This window comes from Pseudomonas sp. CCOS 191 (genome assembly GCF_001007005.1).
Lineage (GTDB): Bacteria > Pseudomonadota > Gammaproteobacteria > Pseudomonadales > Pseudomonadaceae > Aquipseudomonas > Aquipseudomonas soli.
On the sequence record NZ_LN847264.1, the window covers coordinates 4,467,649 to 4,487,648 of the forward strand.

At 64.1% G+C, this 20,000-nt stretch carries 22 protein-coding genes; 7 read left to right on the forward strand and 15 right to left on the reverse strand.

The annotated features are described in order from the left end of the window. Positions 1–22: 22 nt before the first annotated feature. Positions 23–1,330, forward strand: a complete 1,308-nt coding sequence (locus CCOS191_RS19780) for an NAD(P)/FAD-dependent oxidoreductase (RefSeq protein WP_046856657.1) — start codon at positions 23–25, stop codon at positions 1,328–1,330. A 158-nt stretch (positions 1,331–1,488) separates the two neighbouring features. On the opposite strand, the gene fadD1 is transcribed toward CCOS191_RS19780, so the two are convergent. After that, positions 1,489–3,186, reverse strand: coding sequence for a long-chain-fatty-acid--CoA ligase FadD1 (gene fadD1, locus CCOS191_RS19785; protein ID WP_046856658.1), 1,698 nt, complete (start codon positions 3,184–3,186; stop codon positions 1,489–1,491). A 348-nt stretch (positions 3,187–3,534) separates the two neighbouring features. Continuing rightward, positions 3,535–5,223 carry a long-chain-fatty-acid--CoA ligase FadD2 gene (fadD2, locus tag CCOS191_RS19790; protein ID WP_046856659.1) on the reverse strand — a complete coding sequence of 563 codons (1,689 nt, stop codon included), beginning with the start codon at positions 5,221–5,223 and terminating at the stop codon, positions 3,535–3,537. 201 nt (positions 5,224–5,424) lie between these two features. Here fadD2 and CCOS191_RS19795 point away from each other — a divergent pair, with 201 nt between their 5' ends. Both CCOS191_RS19795 and CCOS191_RS19800 read left to right on the forward strand, forming a co-directional pair. Further along, complete coding sequence (locus CCOS191_RS19795; protein WP_046856660.1) at positions 5,425–6,369, forward strand: alpha/beta hydrolase; 945 nt, start codon at positions 5,425–5,427, stop codon at positions 6,367–6,369. Between the two features lie 34 nt (positions 6,370–6,403). Then, the gene (locus CCOS191_RS19800; RefSeq protein ID WP_023631542.1) at positions 6,404–6,874 is read left to right on the forward strand and encodes a MaoC family dehydratase; all 471 of its coding nucleotides are present in this window, start codon (positions 6,404–6,406) and stop codon (positions 6,872–6,874) included. Positions 6,875–6,912: 38 nt separating this feature from the next. Here the strand turns inward: CCOS191_RS19800 and CCOS191_RS19805 are convergent, their stop codons facing one another. The 7 genes from CCOS191_RS19805 to CCOS191_RS19835 form a co-directional block, all read right to left on the reverse strand. Next, positions 6,913–8,151, reverse strand: a complete 1,239-nt coding sequence (locus CCOS191_RS19805; RefSeq protein ID WP_046856661.1) for an RNA polymerase sigma factor — start codon at positions 8,149–8,151, stop codon at positions 6,913–6,915. A 46-nt stretch (positions 8,152–8,197) separates the two neighbouring features. Further along, the gene (locus CCOS191_RS19810; protein ID WP_023631072.1) at positions 8,198–8,542 is read right to left on the reverse strand and encodes a YciI family protein; all 345 of its coding nucleotides are present in this window, start codon (positions 8,540–8,542) and stop codon (positions 8,198–8,200) included. A gap of 46 nt (positions 8,543–8,588) precedes the next feature. Next, positions 8,589–9,014, reverse strand: a complete 426-nt coding sequence (locus CCOS191_RS19815) for a YybH family protein (RefSeq protein WP_046856662.1) — start codon at positions 9,012–9,014, stop codon at positions 8,589–8,591. A gap of 135 nt (positions 9,015–9,149) precedes the next feature. Continuing rightward, positions 9,150–9,791, reverse strand: a complete 642-nt coding sequence (locus CCOS191_RS19820; protein WP_046856663.1) for a LysE family translocator — start codon at positions 9,789–9,791, stop codon at positions 9,150–9,152. A 74-nt stretch (positions 9,792–9,865) separates the two neighbouring features. Then, on the reverse strand, positions 9,866–10,198 hold the full coding sequence (locus CCOS191_RS19825; protein ID WP_023631069.1) for a type II toxin-antitoxin system HicB family antitoxin: 333 nt from the start codon (positions 10,196–10,198) through the stop codon (positions 9,866–9,868). Next, entirely contained in the window at positions 10,195–10,449 is a 255-nt protein-coding gene (locus CCOS191_RS19830) for a type II toxin-antitoxin system HicA family toxin (protein WP_046856664.1), read from the reverse strand. The genes CCOS191_RS19825 and CCOS191_RS19830 overlap by 4 nt, the downstream gene beginning before the upstream one ends. Before the next feature lie 44 nt (positions 10,450–10,493). Beyond that, a complete protein-coding gene (locus tag CCOS191_RS19835) occupies positions 10,494–11,462 on the reverse strand; it encodes a threonine dehydratase (protein WP_046856665.1) in 969 nt (322 codons plus the stop codon). Between the two features lie 76 nt (positions 11,463–11,538). Here CCOS191_RS19835 and CCOS191_RS19840 point away from each other — a divergent pair, with 76 nt between their 5' ends. Next, positions 11,539–12,906: an aminotransferase-like domain-containing protein gene (locus tag CCOS191_RS19840; protein ID WP_231867450.1), complete on the forward strand. Its 1,368-nt coding sequence runs from the start codon at positions 11,539–11,541 to the stop codon at positions 12,904–12,906. A 63-nt stretch (positions 12,907–12,969) separates the two neighbouring features. On the opposite strand, the gene CCOS191_RS19845 is transcribed toward CCOS191_RS19840, so the two are convergent. Further along, on the reverse strand, positions 12,970–13,227 hold the full coding sequence (locus tag CCOS191_RS19845) for a DUF2790 domain-containing protein (RefSeq protein ID WP_023629531.1): 258 nt from the start codon (positions 13,225–13,227) through the stop codon (positions 12,970–12,972). A 263-nt stretch (positions 13,228–13,490) separates the two neighbouring features. Between CCOS191_RS19845 and CCOS191_RS19850 the strand changes: the two genes are divergently transcribed. Further along, entirely contained in the window at positions 13,491–13,940 is a 450-nt protein-coding gene (locus CCOS191_RS19850; RefSeq protein ID WP_231867451.1) for a GNAT family N-acetyltransferase, read from the forward strand. On the opposite strand, the gene def is transcribed toward CCOS191_RS19850, so the two are convergent. From def to CCOS191_RS19865, 3 genes are all read right to left on the reverse strand, one after another. Beyond that, complete coding sequence (gene def / locus CCOS191_RS19855; RefSeq protein ID WP_031314713.1) at positions 13,895–14,431, reverse strand: peptide deformylase; 537 nt, start codon at positions 14,429–14,431, stop codon at positions 13,895–13,897. The two genes, CCOS191_RS19850 and def, sit on opposite strands and share 46 nt — an antisense overlap. Beyond that, positions 14,431–15,387: a YihY/virulence factor BrkB family protein gene (locus CCOS191_RS19860; RefSeq protein ID WP_046856666.1), complete on the reverse strand. Its 957-nt coding sequence runs from the start codon at positions 15,385–15,387 to the stop codon at positions 14,431–14,433. Before CCOS191_RS19860 ends, def begins: the two co-directional genes overlap by 1 nt. Before the next feature lie 166 nt (positions 15,388–15,553). After that, positions 15,554–15,733 (reverse strand): CsbD family protein, encoded by a 180-nt coding sequence (locus tag CCOS191_RS19865; RefSeq protein ID WP_023629533.1) that lies wholly within the window; start codon positions 15,731–15,733, stop codon positions 15,554–15,556. Between the two features lie 230 nt (positions 15,734–15,963). On the opposite strand from CCOS191_RS19865, the gene CCOS191_RS19870 reads away from it, so the two are divergent. Further along, positions 15,964–16,344 (forward strand): hypothetical protein, encoded by a 381-nt coding sequence (locus tag CCOS191_RS19870; protein ID WP_023629534.1) that lies wholly within the window; start codon positions 15,964–15,966, stop codon positions 16,342–16,344. Here CCOS191_RS19870 and CCOS191_RS19875 read toward each other — a convergent pair whose 3' ends face one another. Then, complete coding sequence (locus CCOS191_RS19875; protein ID WP_023629535.1) at positions 16,345–17,181, reverse strand: CvfB family protein; 837 nt, start codon at positions 17,179–17,181, stop codon at positions 16,345–16,347. Between the two features lie 129 nt (positions 17,182–17,310). On the opposite strand from CCOS191_RS19875, the gene CCOS191_RS19880 reads away from it, so the two are divergent. Beyond that, on the forward strand, positions 17,311–18,171 hold the full coding sequence (locus CCOS191_RS19880; RefSeq protein ID WP_046856667.1) for a DUF6279 family lipoprotein: 861 nt from the start codon (positions 17,311–17,313) through the stop codon (positions 18,169–18,171). An 11-nt stretch (positions 18,172–18,182) separates the two neighbouring features. On the opposite strand, the gene aceK is transcribed toward CCOS191_RS19880, so the two are convergent. Continuing rightward, the gene (aceK, locus tag CCOS191_RS19885) at positions 18,183–19,898 is read right to left on the reverse strand and encodes a bifunctional isocitrate dehydrogenase kinase/phosphatase (protein WP_046856668.1); all 1,716 of its coding nucleotides are present in this window, start codon (positions 19,896–19,898) and stop codon (positions 18,183–18,185) included. Positions 19,899–20,000 lie beyond the last annotated feature (102 nt).

Here is a 20,000-nt window from a genome sequence, read left to right on the forward strand (position 1 = left end):
CGAACTACAACAAGGAACACCCATGAACGCAGCAGTCAACAACAGGCCGGCACAGCGTGCGCCGTCCTACTACAGCGCCACCCTCAATGACGCGACCGAATACCCCACGCTCAAGGGCACGGTGCAGGTGGACGTGGCGATCATCGGCGGCGGCTTCACCGGCGTGGCCACTGCGGTGGAGCTGGCCGAGCGTGGCCTGAAGGTAGCCATCGTCGAGACCAACCGCATCGGCTGGGGCGCCAGCGGGCGCAACGGTGGCCAGGTCACCGGCAGCCTGTCGGGCGACGAGGCCATGCGCACGCAGATGCGCGACCGTCTGGGCGCCGAGGTGGACGACTTCATCTGGCACCTCCGCTGGCGCGGCCACCAGATCATCGAACAGCGTGTCGAACGCTACGGCATCCAGTGCGACCTCAAGCACGGCCACCTGCACGCGGCGATGAAACCGTCGCACATGACCGAACTGCGCGCCTTCGAAGCCGAAGCCCAGCGCCGCGGCATGGGCGGCCTGGTGCAATTGCTCGACCGCGAGGCCATGCAGCAGCACCTGCAAAGCCCGCTGTACCTCGGCGCGTTGAAGAACCGCCGCAACCTGCACCTGCATCCGCTCAACCTGTGCCTGGGCGAAGCCCGCGCCGCCCATGGCCTCGGCGCGCTGGTGTTCGAGAATTCCGAAGTGCTGGAGATCATCCACGGCCCCCGCCCGGCCGTGGTTACCGCCAACGGGCGCATCGAGGCACGCCAGGTGATGCTGGCCGGCGACGTCTACCACAAACTGGAAAAACGCCAGCTCAAGGGCAAGATCTTCCCGGCCATGGGCGGCATCGTCACCACCGCGCCACTGGGCGACCTGGCCGACCAGATCAACCCGCAGGATCTGGCCGTGTACGACTGCCGCTTCGTCCTCGACTACTACCGCCTGACCGCCGACAAACGCCTGCTGTTCGGCGGCGGCGCCAACTACTCCGGACGCGATTCGCGAGACATCGAGGGCGAGCTGCGCCCATGCATCGAGCGCACCTTCCCGGCGCTCAAGGGCGTGCCGATCGAGTTCCAGTGGAGCTGCGCCATGGGCATCGTGGTCAACCGCATCCCACAACTGGGCAAGCTGTCGGACAACGTCTGGTACTGCCAGGGGTACTCCGGGCACGGCATCGCCACCAGCCACATCATGGGCGAGATCATGGCCGAGGCCTTGACCGGGACGCTGGAGAAGTTCGATACCTTCGCGGCGTGCAAGCACATCAAGGTGCCGATGGGCGACTTGCTGGGCAATCCGCTGCTGGCGGCGGGAATGTGGTACTACCAGATGCTGGAAAAGCTGCGCTGAGCTTCATAACACAAAACGGGAGCGGCGGTGCGCCGGTGCGACTTGACCCGCGATGGCGTCGACTCGGGCAACAACGTTGCCTGACCTGACGCTATCGCGGGGCAAGTCGCATCGGCGCACCGCCGCTCCCACGTTCCAATCCCAAAGCAGGCTGCAGATCAGGCGATCTTTTTCAGGCCCTGCTTCTTCAGCTCTTCGTCACGCAGCTCGCGGCGAAGGATCTTGCCGACGTTGGTGGTCGGCAGCGCATCGCGGAACTCGATGGCCTTGGGCACCTTGTAGCCGGTGACGTTGGCGCGCATGTGCTCCATGACCTGTTCCTTGGTCAGCGTCATGCCAGGCTTGACCACGATGAACACCTTGATCACTTCGCCGGATTTCTCGTCCGGGATACCGATGGCGGCGCACTGCATCACGCCCGGCAGCGCGGCCAGCACGTCTTCGAGCTCGTTGGGGTACACGTTGAAACCGGACACCAGGATCATGTCTTTCTTGCGGTCGACGATGCGCATGTAGCCGTCCGGCTGGATCAGGGCAATGTCACCGGTTTTCAGCCAGCCGTTGCTGTCGATGATCTCGGCGGTGGCGTCTTCACGCTGCCAGTAGCCCTTCATCACCTGCGGCCCCTTGATGCACAGCTCGCCCACCTCGCCCAGGGGCAGTTCCTGGCCGTTGTCGTCGACGATCTTGCACAGGGTGGACGGCACCGGGATGCCGATGGTGCCCAACTGGTTGGCCGAGGTCGGATTGACCGCCGCCACCGGGCTGGTCTCGGTCATGCCGTAGCCTTCGCAGATGGCGCAACCAGTCACCGCCTTCCAGCGCTCGGCCACGCTCTGCTGCAGAGCCATGCCGCCGGACAGGGTGATCTTCAGCGCCGAGAAATCGAGGTTGCGGAAGGTCTCGTTGTTGCACAGGGCGACGAACAGCGTGTTGAGGCCGATGAAGCCGCTGAACTTCCACTTGCCCAGTTCCTTGACCATCGCCGGCAGGTCGCGCGGGTTGCTGATCAGCACGTTGTGGTTGCCGATCAGCATCATGGCCATGCAATGGAAGGTGAAGGCGTAGATGTGATACAGCGGCAGCGGAGTGATGAGGATCTCGCAACCTTCGTGCAGGTTCGAGCCCATCAGCGCACGGCACTGCAGCATGTTGGCCACCAGGTTGCGATGGGTGAGCATCGCGCCCTTGGCCACGCCGGTGGTGCCGCCGGTGTACTGCAGCACGGCGACGTCGCCGGGCTGCGGGTTGGCCTCGGTGACCGCGCCGCCCTTGCCCAGCGCCAGCGCGTCGTTGAAGCGCACCGCGCCCGGCAGGTGGTAGGCCGGCACCATTTTCTTCACGTACTTGATGACGCTGTTGATCAGCAGGCGCTTGAGTGGTGGCAACAAGTCGGCCACTTCGGTGACAATGACGTGTTTGACCTGGGTCTTGGGCACCACCTTTTCCGCCAGGTGAGCCATGTTGGCCAGGCACACCAGCGCCTTGGCGCCGGAATCGTTGAACTGGTGCTCCAGCTCCCGCGCGGTGTACAGCGGGTTGGTGTTGACCACGATCAGCCCGGCACGCATGGCGCCGAACACGGCGACAGGGTACTGCAGGACGTTGGGCAACTGGACCGCGATGCGGTCACCCGGCTTCAGGTCGGTGTGCTGCTGCAGCCAGGCGGCGAAGGCACCGGACAAGGTGTACAGCTCGCCGTAGGTGATGGTCTTGCCCAGGTTGCTAAAGGCAGGTTTGTCGGCAAAGCGTTGGCAGGATTGCTTGAGTACCGCCTGGATATTGGGGAATTCGTCAGGATTGATGTCCGCCGTGACCCCGGCTGGGTACTTATCCTTCCAAAAATGTTCGATCATGGAAGCCCGCTCCTTCAGCAACAGCGAATTCGGTATGCGTCGATGCGCTTATTATTGATATGAGACGCCGGTTCATTGCAAACCGGATCCTCTGAAAGCGCGCCGAGAGTAACAGCTTTGCAAGGGGTCGCCTAGAGGCCGAAATGGGCCGACGGGTCACAAAAATGACTCAATGAACAATACAGGTCATTTTTAGAGTAATTATACAAAATGTCGCGAATCCGCCTCAAAGCCCGGGCCTAGAGAGGATCTGTGAGAGCGCGCCTGGCCCGCGATGGCGTCATTCATGGCAACACTGTCGCCCAGGCTGACGCAATCGCGGGACAAATCGCACCGCCGCTCCTACCTTCAGGCGATGTCCCGCAATTCCCGACGCAGGATCTTGCCCACCGGGGTCATCGGCAACGACTCGCGCAGCACGATGTGCTTGGGCACCTTGTAACCGGTGAAGTTGCTCTTGCAGAACGCCTTGAGCTCATCGACGCTCACCCCGCCCGCACGCGGCACCACGAACAGCTTCACCGCTTCGCCGGTACGCTCGTCCGGCACGCCGATCACCGCGCAGCTGGCCACCTGCGGATGCCCCATCACCACGTCCTCGATCTCGTTGGGATACACGTTGAAGCCCGAGACGATGATCATGTCTTTCTTGCGGTCGACGATCCGGGTGTAACCATCCGGATCGATGATCGCAATGTCGCCGGTCTTCAGCCAGCCTTCGCTGTCCAGCACCTGGGCGGTAGCCTCCGGCTGCTGCCAATAGCCCTTCATCACCTGCGGCCCCTTGATGCACAACTCGCCGCGCTCGCCCAACGGTTGTTCATGGCCGTCATCGTCGATCACCTTGAACCCCGTGCCAGGCACCGGGATCCCCACCGTTCCCAGGCGCGCCAGCTGGCCATAGGGGTTGGTGCTGGCCGCAGGCGAGGTCTCGGTCAGGCCGTAGCCTTCGACGATGCGGCAACCCGTGAGCGCCTCCCAGCGCTCGGCGGTGGCCTTGACCAGCGCGGTGCCGCCGGAATTGGTGATCTTCAGCGCGGAGAAATCCAGCGACTTGAACCCCGGGTTGTCCATCAGCGCGACGAACAGGGTATTCAGGCCTACCAGCGCCGAGAACCGCCACTTGCCCAGTTCCTTGATGAACCCAGGAATGTCGCGGGGGTTGGTGATCAGCACGTTGTGATTGCCGGTCACCATCATGCACATGCAGTTCGCGGTAAAGGCATAGATGTGGTACAGCGGCAGCGGCGCGATCATCACCTCCTGCCCTTGCTTGATCAGCGGCTGGCCATCGGGCCCGTGCTGGCCGAAACAGGCCAGGACCTGAAGCATGTTGGCCACCAGGTTGCCGTGGGTGAGCATGGCCCCCTTGGCCAGGCCCGTGGTCCCGCCGGTGTACTGCAGCACCGCGACATCATCGAGTGTCTGCACCACCGCCTGGTGACTGATACGTTGCCCCTGGCGCAGGACCTGCTTGAACGACACCGCCTGGGGCAACTGGTAGGCCGGTACCATTTTCTTCAGCTTGTCGACCACGGTGTTGATCAGCCAGCCCTTGGCCGCCGGCAGCAAGTCGCCCATCTTCGCTTCGATCAGGTACTCGATGCCGGTGTCGGGCAGCACCTCCTGCACGCGCTTGCCGAACATGTTCAGGTACACCAGCGCGCGGGCGCCGGAGTCCTTGAACTGATGGCGCATCTCGCGCTCGGTGTACAGCGGGTTGGTGTTGACCACGATCAAGCCGGCACGCATGGCGCCGAACACCGCGATGGGGTATTGCAGGACATTGGGCATCTGCACCGCGATGCGGTCGCCCGGCACCAGGTCGGTGTGCTGCTGCAACCAGCCGGCAAAGGCCGCCGAGTAACGGTCGAGGTCCGCGTAGCTCAGGGTGACGCCGAGGTTGCTGTATGCCGGCCGGTCGGCGAAGCGCTTGCAGGAGCGCTCGAAAACGTCGACGACTGACGTATAGGCATTCATGTCAATGGTGGAAGGCACGCCCGCCGGGCGCTTGTCGTTCCAGAAATCGGCTTGCATTTATTGTTGTTCCTCTACCGGGACGTCCCTGACCTGATCGCCTGATGGCAAAAAGGTGTTCAGCCGACGTTAGCAGCTCTGTCGAGGGTGGCAAATACGCCAAGTGCCGCCATTAACATTGTGAATCTCTTTTCTGCCCTTCCTGCAATCGAGCGCTTTGCGCATACACTGTTGGCGAACCTCCGCGCGCAAGGATCCGCCATGCCCCATGACGCCTTCTGGCTCCCCGCCAGCGAGCATTGCAGCCTCCATGTTCATCAATGGCTGCCCGCCACGCCGGTCAAGGCCGTGGTGTTGCTGGCCCACGGCATGGCCGAGCATGCCGGGCGCTACCAGCGCCTGGGGCATGCCCTCAACGCTGCCGGCTACGCGCTGCTCGCCCCCGACCTGCGCGGCCATGGCCGTACCGCCGAGCTGGGCAGCCTGGGCCTGTTCGCCCGCCATAATGGCTGGAATGCCGTAGTCAACGACCTGGGCCTGTTGGCCCAGCACGTCGGCCAGCAGTTCCCGGGCACCCCGTTGTTCCTGTTCGGCCACAGCATGGGCAGCTACATCGCCCAGGCCTACCTGCTGCACCACAGCGCCAGCCTGCAAGGCGCGATCCTCAGCGGTTCGAACTTCCAGCCAGTGGCACTGTACCGGGCCGCGCGCCTGATCGCCCGCTTCGAAGCGTGGCGCCAAGGCCCCCTGGGCAAGAGCGCGCTGATCGACTGGCTGTCGTTCGGCTCGTTCAACAAGGCCTTCAAACCCAACCGCACGGCGTTCGACTGGCTCAGCCGCGATGCCGGGGAAGTGGACAAGTACATCGCCGACCCCTTGTGCGGCTTCCGTTGCAGCAACCAGCTGTGGCTCGACCTGCTGCAGGGGCTGGCGCAGATCAGCCAGCCCAGGCATCTCGGGCAGATCGACCCGAACCTGCCCATCCTGGTGCTCGGCGGCGAATGTGATCCGGTGAGTGCCGGCAAGCGTCTCATCCATCTGGCCGACGCCCTGCGCGCGACCGGCAACCGTCATGTACAGTTGCGCATCTACCCCGGCGCACGCCACGAAGTGCTCAACGAAACCCATCGCGACGAGGTCACCGCCGAGATCATCGGCTGGCTGGAGCAGGCGCTGGCCCTTGGCCGCCCTGCCCGCAGTGAATGATCGGCCACCTCGCCCGCCCTACAAGGAAGCCTCGATGACCCAGGTCACCAACACCCCTTACGAAGCCCTCGAAGTCGGCCAGAAAGCTGAGTACAAGAAGTCTGTCGAAGAGCGCGACATCCAGCTGTTCGCCGCCATGTCCGGCGACCACAACCCGGTGCACCTGGATGCCGAATTCGCCGCCAAGAGCATGTTCCGCGAACGCATCGCCCATGGCATGTTCAGTGGCGCGCTGATCAGCGCCGCTGTCGCCTGCACCCTGCCTGGCCCGGGCACCATCTACCTGGGCCAGCAGATGAGCTTCCAGAAGCCAGTGAAGATCGGCGATGAGCTGACCGTGCGCCTGGAAATTCTCGAGAAGCTGCCCAAGTTCAAGGTGCGCATCGCCACCAATGTGTACAACCAGAACGATGAGCTGGTCGTCAGTGGCGAGGCCGAGATCCTCGCGCCGCGCAAGCAGCAGACGGTCGAGCTGGTCAGCCCGCCGAACTTTGTCGCCAGCTGATTCACCACGCCGGCCATCGCGGGCACGCTGGCGATAGCTCAGCCCAGTTCGCGTAACCGCCGTTCGATATGCCGCCGTTCCGGCCCCTGGCGGGTAAGCGTCAGCGCTTGCCTCCAGGCATCCCGGGCCTGATCGAGGTTGCCCAGCTGCCGGTGCAGTTCGGCGCGCGCGGCATGGGCCAGGTGGTAATCACCCAGCTCGCCCCGCTGCAGGATTGCCTCCACCGCCTGCAACCCCACCTGGGCGCCGTCCCGCCTGGCCAGCGCCGCCGCCCGGTTCAGCTCCACCACCGCTGATGGCCAGTGGCGCTGCAGCACATCGTACAGGCCGATGATCTCGTCCCAATCCGTGGCCTCGGCGCTGGGTGCTTCGGCATGCACCGCGGCTATGGCCGCCTGCACGGTATACGGCCCGAAGTCGCGACTGCGCAGTGCCTGCTGGACCAGCTGGCTGCCCTCTTCGATCTGCCCGCGATCCCACAGGCTGCGATCCTGCTCATCCAGCAGCACCAGCTCGCCATCGGCGGTGCTGCGCGCCCTCTGCCGCGATGCCTGGAGCAGCATCAGCGCCAGCAGGCCATGCACTTCGGCATCGGGCAGCAACTGGGCCACCAGGCGCCCCAGGCGGATTGCCTCATCGGTCAGCTCGCGGGTGGTGACATCTTCGCCCGCCGAGGCCGAATAGCCTTCGTTGAACACCAGGTAGATGACCCGCAGCACGCTTTCCAGGCGCTCGGGCAGCTCGCTCAGCTCCGGCACCTGATAGGGAATCTTCGCATCGCGGATCTTGGCCTTGGCACGCACGATGCGCTGGGCGATGGTGGCCGGGCTTTGCAGGAAGGCACGGGCGATCTGCTCGGTGGTCAGGTCACACACCTCGCGCAGGGTCAGCGGTACCTGGGCGTCAGAGGCCAGTGCCGGGTGGCAGCAGGTAAAGATCAGCCGCAGACGGTCATCGGCCAGCAACGTCTGCTCGCCCGGATCGTCGGCTTCGCGTTCGAGCAACATGATCAGGTCGGCCTGGGAGCGGTCGAAGCGGGCACTTCGGCGCAGCGCATCGATGGCCTTGAAGCGGCCGACAGACACCAGCCAGGCCCGCGGGTTGTCGGGGATACCATCGCGCTGCCAGCGCTGCACGGCAATGAAGAAGGCATCGTGCATGGCCTCCTCGGCCAGGTCGAAGTCCCCCAGCAGGCGGATGAGGGTCGCCAGGATCCGCCGCGAATCGCGGCGGTAGACAGCCTCCACCTCCTGGCGGACTTGCGCTTCCCCCACCATCAATCGGGCTTTCCCTGCTGACTCATGCGGCTTTTCTCCCGTTGCGTCAGGGTTGCAGTTCACGCACCGGCCGAACCTCGACGCTGCCCACCCGGGCTGCCGGGATGCCCTTGGCGATGTTCAGCGCCTCGTTGAGGTCACGGGCGTCGACCAGGTAGAAACCGGCCAGTTGCTCCTTGGTTTCGGCGAACGGGCCATCGGTCAGGCTCATGCGCCCGGCGCGTACACGTACCGTGGTGGCCGTCTGCACAGGCTTGAGCGCCTCGGCGGCGAGCATCCGCCCGCTGCCCTGGATGGATTCGGCGTAGGCCATGCATTCGGCGTCTTCGGGGCTGTCGGGCAAGCTGTGCAACAGCGCTTCATCACAATAGACCAGGCACAGGTATTTCATGATCGTCTCCAGCAGGTCGGCTCGGTGCGGTGGGCGATGAGCGGTATCAGGGCTTGAGGTCGAACAAGGCTTTTTGCGTTTCCATGTCGAACGGCGCCGACCAATGCTCGTGGATCACTTGCCATTGGCCGCCGCTGCGCCGATAGCCGACCGTGGCGCGCATGAAGCCGCACAGTCTTTCGTCGTCGGCCGGGCCACAGCGGTTGAGCCAATGGGCCAGGGCCAGGTCGCCGTCGGCGTATACCTTCAGCTCTGCCAGTTCGAAGACCATCGGCCCCGTGCACATGCCCATGCACATTTCCCAGTGTGCGCGGTAGGCGGCCTTGCCCTTGAACTGCAGGGCCTGGATGGCATCGAAGGCGAGAATGTCGTCGTCATAGGGTGCCACGATACGGTCCACGTCACGCGCGCGCACGGCCTGCATCCACTGCTCGATCAGTTCACGAAGTTCAGTTTCGGCTGCGCTGTTCATCAGTACTTCCTCCCAGCGTTCAACAATGATTGGCGCCGGTGCATTCCGGCGCCTTCACCCATGGTCGAACGGGAAAATGGAGAATCGACAACCCGATGAGAAAAAACTGTCAGCAGCACAGAACCGCCAGAATGATCAGGCCGGTACTGCCAGGATGAATTCGCGGTAACCGGAGAGCACCACGTAACCTGCGAAATAGCAGAAGATCGCCGCCGACAACAGGTACGACCAGGTCAGCAGGCGATCGCCAAGCAACCGCCCGCCATGACTGGCGATACCGCACAACGAGACACACCAGAGCAGCCCGGCGGCAAAGAAGCCACCGAGGAACAGGCCTGCATCCAGCGCGCTGCCGGCGCCGGAGCGGGAGATCAGCACGCCGCCGACTGCGGCAAACCAGAGAATCGCGCTGGGCGATGACATGGCCAGGAAGATCCCGCGCAGGAATTCGCGCCAGCCCGATTCGACCACTACCTGGCCACGCGACTCCAGGTGCCCGCCGCGCCACGCCGCCAGCAGCATCTTCACCGCGAACCACGCCAATAACGCGGAGCCCCCCAGCCACAACGTCCAGCGCACGCTTTCGAACTGCAGCAAAACGGTCATGCCGGCCAGGGCCGCAATGGCGTAGATGAGATCGCCGACGCAGGTCCCCAGCCCAAGCCAGAAACCCTGAAGAAACCCCCGCTGCATGGCCAGGGTAATCATGGCGATGTTGGCCACGCCGATGTCCAGGCACAGGGACAGGCTGAGGAGGAAACCATTGGAAAAGGGCATGGCAGGCTCGACTGCGGACGAAAGTCAGCGATTGAACCTGAATGCCCCCTGGCGGTACAGGAGGATTTTGCAGGTCAGGCCATCGCCGCCTGCTCGAAGACCTCGTCGGCCCATTGGTTCAGGCTCTTGCCGGCAACCCTGGCGGCAAGGCTGGCGGCAGCGTGCACTTCTGGGCGGATACGCAACATGACCTTGCCCGAGGCCGGTTTTTCGGGAGTGACGCCCTGTTCGGCACAATCGGCCAGGTAGTCGTCGAGTGCCTCACGGAACGCCTCGTGCAACGCAGGCACGGCGCTGGCGTGGAAGCTGATGATGTCCCGCAGGCCGAGCACGCGGCCGACGAAAATATCGTCACGCGCGTCGTACTCGATGCGGGCGGCATACCCTTTGTATCGCATGCAGCTCATGGTCGGACTCCCGCCCGCAGCAGGAACTCGCGGGCCTCTTCTAGCTGATATCGCCTGGCTTCCTTGCCAGGATGGGGGCGGTGGCAGCGCCAGCACTGCTCGCCCAACAGCATCTTGACCCTGGAACCCTGCCGCTCCAGCACCTGGCCGCCAAGATGCAGTACCAGAGCCTCGATTTCGGCGAACGGCAATGTGGGTGTGGTCGGAGCTCTGAAGATGCTGTCCAGAATCTTGCGATATCGAGTGTTCATCGGAAAATGCTATCAAATAAAGATAGCACCTCCTTTCAACACTTTCATACAGGATCTTTCATATCCATCAACACCTGCGCATAGCGCCCGCGATCCACGTTCGCGCCACTGAGCACCACCGCCACCCGCTTACCCGCCTGACGCCCACGCTCCTGCATCAGTGCAGCCAGGGCGGCGGCGCCGGCACCTTCGGCGGTGTTGTGGGTGGTTTCGTGGTAGAGGCGCATGGCTTCGGCGATCTCCTCGTCGCTCACCCGCACGATGCGTGCAGCATGCTCGCGTACCAGGGCAAAGGCCTCGGGATGCGGCACACGGCAGGCCATGCCGTCAGCGAAGGTATCGGCGCTGGCGGTGGTGACGATGCGCCCCAGCTCGAAGCTCTGGGCATAAGCGTCTGCCGCAGTGGATACCACGCCGACGATCTCGGTGGACAACCCCAACAGGTTGCGCGCCTGGATCAACCCACAGATACCCGACCCCATGCCGATCGGCACGTACACGCAATCCAGGTCGGCCACCGCCTCGAACAGCTCCAGGGCATAGGTGGCCACGCCACGCACCAGCTCCGGATGGAACGAGGGAACCATGGCAAAGCCCCGCGCATCGGCCAGGCGCGCCGCCTCTTCCCGGGCCACATCGAAGTCCACGCCATGCTCCACCAGCTCCGCGCCGAGGGCGCGCATGGCGGCGTTCTTCTCCCGTGAATTGCCCTCTGGCACCACGATCACCAGCGGCAAGCCGGCCTGGCGCGCCGCCAGGGCCATGCTCTGGCCGTGATTGCCGCGGGTGGCGGTAACCAGGCCACGGGGGACTGCGCCACTGGCCAACAGCGAGCGGACATAGACCAGCCCGCCGCGCACCTTGAAGGCCCCCGTGGGCGCATGGTTCTCGTGCTTGACCCACAGCTGGCAACCCAGCCGCTCGGCCAGCAGCGGCCAGGCGTGCTGTGGGGTCGGCGGCACGTGCTGGTGAACGAAAGCGGCGGCTTCGCGCAGGGCGGGCAAGTCGAACATGGCGAACGTCCTTCATCGGTATGGGGTTGAACCGATCCTAAGCGCCGGGCATTGTATGGGTCCAAATAAATATTGCATGGGTAGCAATTTCGTGTGGATTCCGAGCCTCCCGGCCAACGACCAGCCGCGCTACCAGGCACTGGTCGAGGCCATCGCCAACGCCATCGAACAGGGTGAACTGAAGGTGGGTGAACGCCTGCCCCCGCAACGCCGCCTCGCCTGGGCGCTGGGCCTGAACCCGAGCACCACGCAGCAGGCCTACCGAGAAGCAGCGGCGCGGCATCTGGTGTCCGGGGAGGTGGGACGCGGCACCTATGTGCTGGCCAGCAGCAAGGAAGCGACGCTGTTTCGCCTCAAGCAACCCAGCCGCCAGCACCCAGTGATCGACCTGTCGACCAATGTGCCGGTGGCCGATCCCTGCAATCTCGACCTCGAGCACAGCCTGCGCAGGCTGCTCGAACAGGGCGATACCGCCCTGCTCGACCATTACCTGGGGCCCGAGCAGTTGCTGCTGGGGCGGATCGAGGGGGCGCGCTGGCTGGGCAACCGCGGTTTGGACCTGGCGCCAGAGGACGTGCTGCTTTGCGGGGGCGCCCAGCAGGCGCTGACGCTTGTGTTGCAGTCGTTGTGCCAGGCGGGCGAGCCGGTGATGGTCGAGGCGTTGACCGCCCCGGGCATCAAGGCGGCCTGTCGCCAGTTGCGCCTGCCCGTGCACGGCGTGGCCCTGGATGAGCAAGGCCTGCTCCCGGACGAACTGGACCGTGTGGTCCGCGCGAGCGGCGCGCGGGTATTGGTCACCACCCCTACCCTGCACAACCCGACCGGAGCGTGCATGGGCGAGGCCCGGCGCCTGGCGCTGGCGCAAGTCGCCAGGCGCCACCAACTGCTGGTCATCGAGGATGACGTGTATGGCGCCTTGACCGACCGGCCACCACTCTACCCCTTGCTCGAAGGCCGTGGCGTGCTGATCAGCAGCCTGTCCAAGACCGTCGCCGCCGGCTTGCGCCTGGGCTGGATCGTGGCCCGGCCAGCGTTGCTGGAGCAGATCGATCCCTATGCCCAGGCCACCCACTGGTCGGTGTCGCCGCTGAACCTGCGCATCGCCTGCCAATGGATCGCGGATGGCACTGCCGCCCGACGGCTGGCCTGGCAACGGGAGGAACTGGGCGAACGCTGGCGCCTGGCGCGGGCGGTGCTTGGCGAGGCGCTGCCCGCCGAGGGCGTGCCGTCGCCGCACATCTGGCTGGCCACGCCTGGAGACGCCCAGGCGCTGGTTGCGCGGTGTCGGGAACACGGGGTGGAGATCGTGCCGGCCAGCGTGTTCGCGGTAGGCACCGACAGCGTCAGGGCCGTGCGGATCAGCCTGTCGGCGGCGCACAGCCGGGCGCAATTGAAGCAAGGATTGGAACTGGTGGGAGCGGGCCTGACCCGCGATTGCACGTGATACTCGGCTGAACGCCATCGCGGGGCAAGCCCGCTCCCACGAGCCTTGTCTCGGCCACGCGGCTCAATTCAGCCGGCAACCCTCACCCAATGCACGGTACTGGAGGGTGTGGACCTGCCCTTGATGATCCTCGTAGGTCATGGTGGCGGGCACCACTTCACAGACGTTGGGGATCGTCGACAGGCTGATCACGCGCTTGATGTCGAGGTTGGTGGAATAGTCGTACTGCTCGACCACGGGCTGGGTGTCTGCGGTCTTGGCCTGGTCCGCGAAGGCGAACGGGGACATACCGACCAATGCAAGAATCAGTAAGGCTTTCATGGGTGTCGACCTTGATGGCTATCAAGCTGATCGCGTGACTTCTGACGCCGTCAATGGCCCGGAGAAGTTGTCATCGACTGCGAAGATGACACGAAGTACCGATCCCGCTTTATCGTACTGCCGGGGGGATGAGTGAAAGTCTACTCCGCGCCTGAAATAGTTGAACCCCGGAGTCGGACATTCACCCTTGCCGCATTTGCAACAATCTGCGACAAAGCACAGATGAATTCCTGCCTGAGATAGCCACACCGCGTGAACCAAGCATGCTCCCCCTGACCTGCACTCGCCTTCCCCCAACCCAGCGCCGCCTGCTGGACCATTTCTACCGCCAGCACGGCTCGCGCATGCGCGCCGCCGGTGAAGGCGAGCAATGGGTGGCGCGTGCCGCAGAAATAATCGGTGGGATGAACCTGACGCCCATTGGTGGCGATCACTGGCTGACCGGCCTGTTCGTCGCCCCGCAGTGGCGCGGCCAGCAGATCGCATCCCGGCTGATAGACGCGGCGCTGGCCGAAAGCAACGCTGCGACCTGGCTGTTCTGCCACCCGGATTTGGCGCCTTTCTACCAGCGCCTGGCCTTCACACCGACAACCACCCTGCCCGAGGCCCTGGCCTCACGCCTGGCCCGCTACCAGCGCAGCAAGGCCCTGCTGGCGATGAGGCGGGGTCAGTCGTCGGCCACGTCGAGCCCGGGGAACAGCACCTCGGTGTAGCCGAACTTGCTGAAGTCCTGGATGCGCGAAGGATACAAACGACCGATCAGGTGATCGCACTCATGCTGCACCACCCGGGCGTGGAAGCCGTCGGCAAAGCGGTTGATCGGGTTGCCCTGCGGATCGATGCCCGAATAGCTGATGTGCTTGTAGCGCGGCACCACGCCACGCAAGCCGGGCACCGACAGGCAACCCTCCCAGCCGTCCTCGACCTCCGTGGCCAGCGGCGTGATCACCGGGTTGAGCAGGATGGTGCGTGGCACCGGCTCGGCGTCCGGGTAACGCTCGCTGCGTTCGAAGCCGAAGATCACCAGTTGCAGGTCGATGCCGATCTGCGGCGCGGCCAGGCCGACACCACCGACATGGGCCATGGTCTCGAACATGTCGTCGATCAGTTGCGCAAGCTCCGGGCTGCCGATCATGTGCTCGGGAACCGGCGGGGCGATGCGCAGCAGGCGTTCATCGCCCATCTTGAGAATGTCGCGGATCATCAGGTATTCGGCTCGCGGGTCTGGGGTTCGGGTGTCACCGGGTGCTCATGGCCGAGCACGGTGATGCTCTGTTGCGGGTTGTCCTGCTCGAATTCCTTTTCGCCGGGGTTCTTGCCCTCGGCCGACATGTGCTCGATCACCGCGTTCATCTCGGCGCCCAACAGCAGCACTGCGGCGGAGATGTAGAAGTACAGCAACAGCACGATGATCGCCCCGATACTGCCATACATGGCGTTGTAGTCGGCAAAGGTCTTCACGTAGTAGGCGAAGCCCAGCGAGGCGACGATCCACACCACCACCGCCAGCACCGAACCTGGGGTGATGAAACGGAATTTCTGCTTCACGTCGGGCATCACGTAGTAGATCAGCGCCACCGCCACCATCATCAGAATGATGATCGCCGGCCAGCGCAGGATGGTCCAGACGATGACGACCGCCTCCTCCAGCCCGACCTGGGAAGCGATCCACTCCATCACCTGCGGCCCCAGCACCATCAGCGCCGCCGCTGCCAGGAGCATGCCGGCGATGCCCACGGTATAGATGACCGACAGCGGAATGCGCTTCCACACCGGCCGCCCCTCGGGCACGTCGTAGGCCGCGTTCATCGCGCTCATCATCAGGCGCACGCCCGCCGAGGCAGTCCACAGGGCAATCACGATACCCACCGACAGCAGCCCGCCCTTGGACTGCTGCAACTGGTCGATCACCGGGTTGACCTGCTCCAGGGCCTGGGGCGGCAGCACCAGTTCCGACTGCAGGCGCAGCCAGGAGAAGAAGTCCGGCAGATGCAGGAAACCGATCAGGGCGATCAGGAACAGCAGGAAGGGGAACAGCGAGAACAGCATCTGGTAGGCCAGCGCGGAGGCATAGGTGGACATCTCGTCATCGAGGAACTCCTTGACGGTGCGCACCAACACGCGGTGCAGGGGCAGGCCGCGCAGGTCGGGGAAAATCATAGCGTCTCCTTTCGCCGCTTGATCGGAATGGCAATGCTGCAAGTCTAATAGACCAGACGGCGGGCGTGCTGTTCGCTTGTACCTTGCGCACAGTACAAAGCAAGCGCGGGGCAAGCCCGCCCCCATCTTGCGGGAGCGGGCTTGCCCCGCGGCCAGGCTGCGGCGATCAAGGTTTCTTCACGGCATCCTTGACCTTGCCCACGGCCTGTTGCGCCTCGCCTTTCAGTTCCTGGGCCTTGCCCTCGGCGCGCAGCTTGTCATTGTCGGTCACCTTGCCGACGCCCTGCTTGATATTGCCCACGGCCTCGTTGGCCAGGCCCTTCGCTTTGTCCTTGGTGCCACTCATGGGATGTCTCCTCGGGGGAAAGACACGGGAAATCGTGTCGACATCTGATCGACCCAAGGCCATTGGCCAGAGTTTCAATTCATTTGCACCCTGTCAGCCAAACGGCAATTGGCTGGGCTCGATACGCTTGCACGGTCCGGGTTCGCTGATTTCGGGGAAGCGGGCTTGCCCCGCGATAAGCCCCACCCCACAATGGCAGGCCTTACTCGCGTCAACCCGCAGGAACCTGCATGAAACTCGACAAACCCACCGCCATCGCTCGCCGTAACGAGGCGCTGGCCAAACCGGTACTCACCAGTGCCAACACCCTGTTCGCCATTCTCGACACCAAGCGCAACCTGTGGTGGTTCGAAGTGCCGGTTGCACTGCTGCGCAAGGGCCAGCCCGACTGGGTCAACCTGCTGCTGCACACCCCCGAGAACGACGGGCTGCAGCACCTCAAGGTGCCCACCAACTTCCTCAAGGCTCATCAGGAGCAGATGGAAGTGCGCAACCCCGGCAAACGCCGTTCGACCATCAGCCTGGCCCTGAGCGCAGACCGCGACTCACTGCTGCGCGACACCCGCCCGGGTGGCGAGCAGCTGGACTTCAGCACCTTCGTGCAGGGCTGATCAGGCCCGCTCGATGCGATCGTCATGGATGACGATGCGGCCCTGCTTGAACAACGCGCCGATGGCTTTCTTGAAGTTGCCCTTGCTCACGTTGAACATCTGGCTGATCAGCGCCGGGTCGCTCTTGTCGCACACCGGCAGCACACCACCGTTGGCCTCCAGGCGCTGCATGATCTGTTCGTGCAGGCTGTCGGCCAAGGCCTGGCCCACCGGCTGCAGGCTCAGGGCGATCTTGCCGTCGGCGCGCACTTCCTTGATGAAGCCCTTCTCGTGCATGCCCGAACGCAGGAACTTGAACACCTCGTTCTTGTGGATCAGGCCCCAGTGGCGGTTGTTGATGATCGCCTTGAAGCCCATCGGCGTCTCGCCGGCCACCAGCAGCTCGACCGGCTGGCCGACGCTGTAGTCCACCGGGGTGCGGTCCAGGTAACGGTCCAGCTTGGCGGTGGCGGTAATACGCCGGGTGCGCTTGTCCAGGTAGGCATGGACCACGCAGTAGTCGCCGATCTTCAGTTGCCGTGACTCTTCCGAGTAAGGCATCAGCAGGTCCTTGGACAGGCCCCAGTCGAGGAAGATGCCCGCGCCGTTGATGTCCTTGACCTTGAGGCTGGCAAACTCGCCCACCTGCATTTTCGGCTTTTCGGTGGTGGCGATCAGCTGGTCTTCGCTGTCCAGGTAGATGAACACGTTGAGCCAATCGTCCAGCTCCAGCTCGGCATCCTTGGGGAAGTAGCGCCGCGGCAGGAGGATTTCGCCATCGGCGCCGCCGTCCAGGTACAGGCCGAACTCCACGTGTTTCACGATTTGCAAACTGTTGTAACGCCCAAGCAGAGCCATTTCCGAAGATCCTCAAGACAAGGCGGCTATTCTAACACCTGACCCGCCCGGCCGCCCGAGCGCACATTCGCCGGAACCGTCGGGCCCACCGTGCGTCTACCGCCTGGCCAGCCCAGCAAGGATTCGCTCATGCCCCTTCGCCTGCCCAAAGCCCTGCTCCTGCTCATCGGCTTCGCCCTGGCACTGACGGCCTGCAGCCGCATCGACCTGGCCTACCGCAACCTCGATCGCCTGGTGCCGTGGTCGCTGGGCGACTACCTGGACATGAACCGCGAGCAGAAGCAGTTGCTCGACGAACGGCTCAAGGCGCACCTGGCCTGGCACTGCAAGACCCAGCTGCCCGGCTACCTCGACTGGCTCGACCGGGTGCAGCTGATGGTCGCCAACGACGCGGTCACCGATGAAAGCCTGCGCCAACGCACGGTCGAGGCGCGCCAGGCCATCGGCCGGGTCACCGAAGCGATAACCCCCTCTGCCGCGGAACTGCTCAAGGGCATGAATGACAGCCAGGTAGCGCAAATGCGCGAGGCTTTTCGCAAGGACATCGACAAACGCCAGAAGGAATACGTCGACACACCATTGGCCAAGCAGGTCGAGAACCGTGCCGCACGCATGCGCAAGCGCCTCGAGCCCTGGCTGGGCGAGCTCGATGCCGAGCAACGACTGCGGGTGATGAGCTGGTCACAGGCCCTGGGTGACCAGAATCGCCAGTGGATCGCCAACCGCGCCCACTGGCAGCAGCAACTGGTGCTGGCAATGGACCAGCGCGCCAGCCCAAGCTTCGAGCCCAGGCTGGCGCAGTTGCTGCAGCGCAAGGAAAGCCTGTGGACACCGGAGTACCGCCAGGCATTCCAGAATACCGAGCGCCAGGCACGCAGCCTGCTGGTGGATCTGCTGAAACAGAGCAGCCCGGCCCAGCGGCAATTCCTGCAGCAGCGGCTGAGCAAGGTGCGTTCGGACTTCAGCGAGCTCAAGTGCCTCAGAGGCTGAAAACCTGAGACCTAGCGCCCTTTGCGCCGATAAGGGAACACATCGATCACCTTCCCCGCCCGGATCGCCTCCTGCAGGCCTTTCCAGTAATCGGCGTCGTACAGCTCGCCATGCAAGCGGCTGAACAAGCGGCGCTGGCCGATATCGGCGAACAGGAATGGCGGAAACTCCTCGGGGAACACGTCATGCGGCCCGATCGAGTACCACGGCTCGCCGGACATCTCGTCCTCCGGATAACGCGGCGGCGGGATATGGCGGAAGTTGACCTCGGTGAGGTAGCTGATCTCGTCGTAGTCGTAGAACACCACCCGGCCATGGCGGGTGACGCCGAAGTTCTTCAGCAGCATGTCGCCGGGGAAGATGTTCGCCGCCGCCAATTGCTTGATCGCCAGCCCATAGTCTTCCAGCGCCTCCAGCACCTGGGCTTCGCTGGCCTGTTCGAGGTACAGGTTGAGCGGGGTCATGCGCCGTTCGGTCCAGCAGTGGCGGATCAGCACCGTGTCGCCCTCGAGCGCCACGGTGGAGGGCGCCACCTCAAGCAGTTCCGCCAGGCAATCGGGGTCGAACTTGCCCTGGGGAAAGCGAAAATCGGCGAACTCCTGGGTATCGGCCATGCGCCCGACGCGGTCGACGCTTTTTACCAGGCGGTATTTCTCGATCACCGTAGCCCGGTCGACAGTCTTCGACGGCGAGAAGCGGTCCTTGATGATCTTGAACACGGTGTTGAAGCCCGGCAGGGTAAATACGCTCATGACCATGCCGCGCACGCCCGGGGCCATGACAAAGCGGTCGTCGCTGTTGGCCAGGTGGTTGATCAGCGCCCGGTAGAACTCCGACTTGCCATGCTTGTAGAACCCGATCGAGGTGTACAGCTCGGCGATGTGCTTGCCCGGCAGGATGCGCTTGAGGAAGTTGACAAACTCCGCCGGCACCGGCACATCGACCATGAAATACGAACGGGTGAAGGAGAAGATGATCGACACCTCCGCCTCGTCGGTAATCAGCGCATCGGCCTCGATGCCATGCCCCTCGCGGTGCAGCAGCGGGATCACCAGTGGCCACTGCTCGTCGGGGGTGTACAGCCGACCGACCAGGTAGGCGCCCTTGTTGCGGTAGAGCACCGGGGTGAACAACTCCACGGCCAGGGCCGGATCCTTGCAGACCCAGTCGGGCAGGCATTCGCGCAATTGATCCTCCAGGCGCGCGATATCGCCTTCCCGGTCGCCATACGGCACGTCGAACGCATAGTCGGCGAAGATCGCTCGCAACAAGCCTTTGAGACCGTCCTGCAGCGTATAGGTGCGCGTCTGCGCCGCCCGCTCATGGCCGCGCATCGACGGCCGGGTGGTGTGGATGAACATGCAGCCGTCACTGATCAGGTCATGGCTGAACAAGCTGCAGAACAACGAGTTGTACCAGGTCTCGGACAGCTCGTCGTCCAGCCGGGGGTCGATCAGGCGGATGTAGGCGTTCTTGACCAGCGGCCACTGTTCGACGTCCAGCAACACCGCAGTGTCGAAGCGCTGCCGCAGCCAGCCGTTGACCTCGGCGACCTTCTCTTCGTACAGGTTGATGCGCGCTGCGGCGGCGTGCTGGATGTCCTGCCAGCGTGCCTGTTCGAAGCGCTCGCGGGCGCCGAGGGTGATACGGCGAAAGTGCTCGCGGTAGTCGTCGAAGCCATCGAGGATCATCCGGGCGATATCGACGGCGGGCCAGGCTGGGGTCATGCGCGTGCCTCTATGCAATGGTCACCGAGAGAGCTTAGTCGGATACGAGCCCTGTGGGAGCCGGCTTGCCGGCGATGAAGCCCGTGAGGCGGCCCCGGATTC

Coding starts and splice junctions, on each gene's coding strand:
- CCOS191_RS19780 (WP_046856657.1), top strand. CDS start 23: ATGAACGCAGCAGTCAACAACAGGCCGGCACAGCGTGCGCCGTCCTAC.
- fadD1 (WP_046856658.1), bottom strand. CDS start 3,186: ATGATCGAACATTTTTGGAAGGATAAGTACCCAGCCGGGGTCACGGCG.
- fadD2 (WP_046856659.1), bottom strand. CDS start 5,223: ATGCAAGCCGATTTCTGGAACGACAAGCGCCCGGCGGGCGTGCCTTCC.
- CCOS191_RS19795 (WP_046856660.1), top strand. CDS start 5,425: ATGCCCCATGACGCCTTCTGGCTCCCCGCCAGCGAGCATTGCAGCCTC.
- CCOS191_RS19800 (WP_023631542.1), top strand. CDS start 6,404: ATGACCCAGGTCACCAACACCCCTTACGAAGCCCTCGAAGTCGGCCAG.
- CCOS191_RS19805 (WP_046856661.1), bottom strand. CDS start 8,151: ATGGTGGGGGAAGCGCAAGTCCGCCAGGAGGTGGAGGCTGTCTACCGC.
- CCOS191_RS19810 (WP_023631072.1), bottom strand. CDS start 8,542: ATGAAATACCTGTGCCTGGTCTATTGTGATGAAGCGCTGTTGCACAGC.
- CCOS191_RS19815 (WP_046856662.1), bottom strand. CDS start 9,014: ATGAACAGCGCAGCCGAAACTGAACTTCGTGAACTGATCGAGCAGTGG.
- CCOS191_RS19820 (WP_046856663.1), bottom strand. CDS start 9,791: ATGCCCTTTTCCAATGGTTTCCTCCTCAGCCTGTCCCTGTGCCTGGAC.
- CCOS191_RS19825 (WP_023631069.1), bottom strand. CDS start 10,198: ATGAGCTGCATGCGATACAAAGGGTATGCCGCCCGCATCGAGTACGAC.
- CCOS191_RS19830 (WP_046856664.1), bottom strand. CDS start 10,449: ATGAACACTCGATATCGCAAGATTCTGGACAGCATCTTCAGAGCTCCG.
- CCOS191_RS19835 (WP_046856665.1), bottom strand. CDS start 11,462: ATGTTCGACTTGCCCGCCCTGCGCGAAGCCGCCGCTTTCGTTCACCAG.
- CCOS191_RS19840 (WP_231867450.1), top strand. CDS start 11,539: ATGGGTAGCAATTTCGTGTGGATTCCGAGCCTCCCGGCCAACGACCAG.
- CCOS191_RS19845 (WP_023629531.1), bottom strand. CDS start 13,227: ATGAAAGCCTTACTGATTCTTGCATTGGTCGGTATGTCCCCGTTCGCC.
- CCOS191_RS19850 (WP_231867451.1), top strand. CDS start 13,491: ATGCTCCCCCTGACCTGCACTCGCCTTCCCCCAACCCAGCGCCGCCTG.
- def (WP_031314713.1), bottom strand. CDS start 14,431: ATGATCCGCGACATTCTCAAGATGGGCGATGAACGCCTGCTGCGCATC.
- CCOS191_RS19860 (WP_046856666.1), bottom strand. CDS start 15,387: ATGATTTTCCCCGACCTGCGCGGCCTGCCCCTGCACCGCGTGTTGGTG.
- CCOS191_RS19865 (WP_023629533.1), bottom strand. CDS start 15,733: ATGAGTGGCACCAAGGACAAAGCGAAGGGCCTGGCCAACGAGGCCGTG.
- CCOS191_RS19870 (WP_023629534.1), top strand. CDS start 15,964: ATGAAACTCGACAAACCCACCGCCATCGCTCGCCGTAACGAGGCGCTG.
- CCOS191_RS19875 (WP_023629535.1), bottom strand. CDS start 17,181: ATGGCTCTGCTTGGGCGTTACAACAGTTTGCAAATCGTGAAACACGTG.
- CCOS191_RS19880 (WP_046856667.1), top strand. CDS start 17,311: ATGCCCCTTCGCCTGCCCAAAGCCCTGCTCCTGCTCATCGGCTTCGCC.
- aceK (WP_046856668.1), bottom strand. CDS start 19,898: ATGACCCCAGCCTGGCCCGCCGTCGATATCGCCCGGATGATCCTCGAT.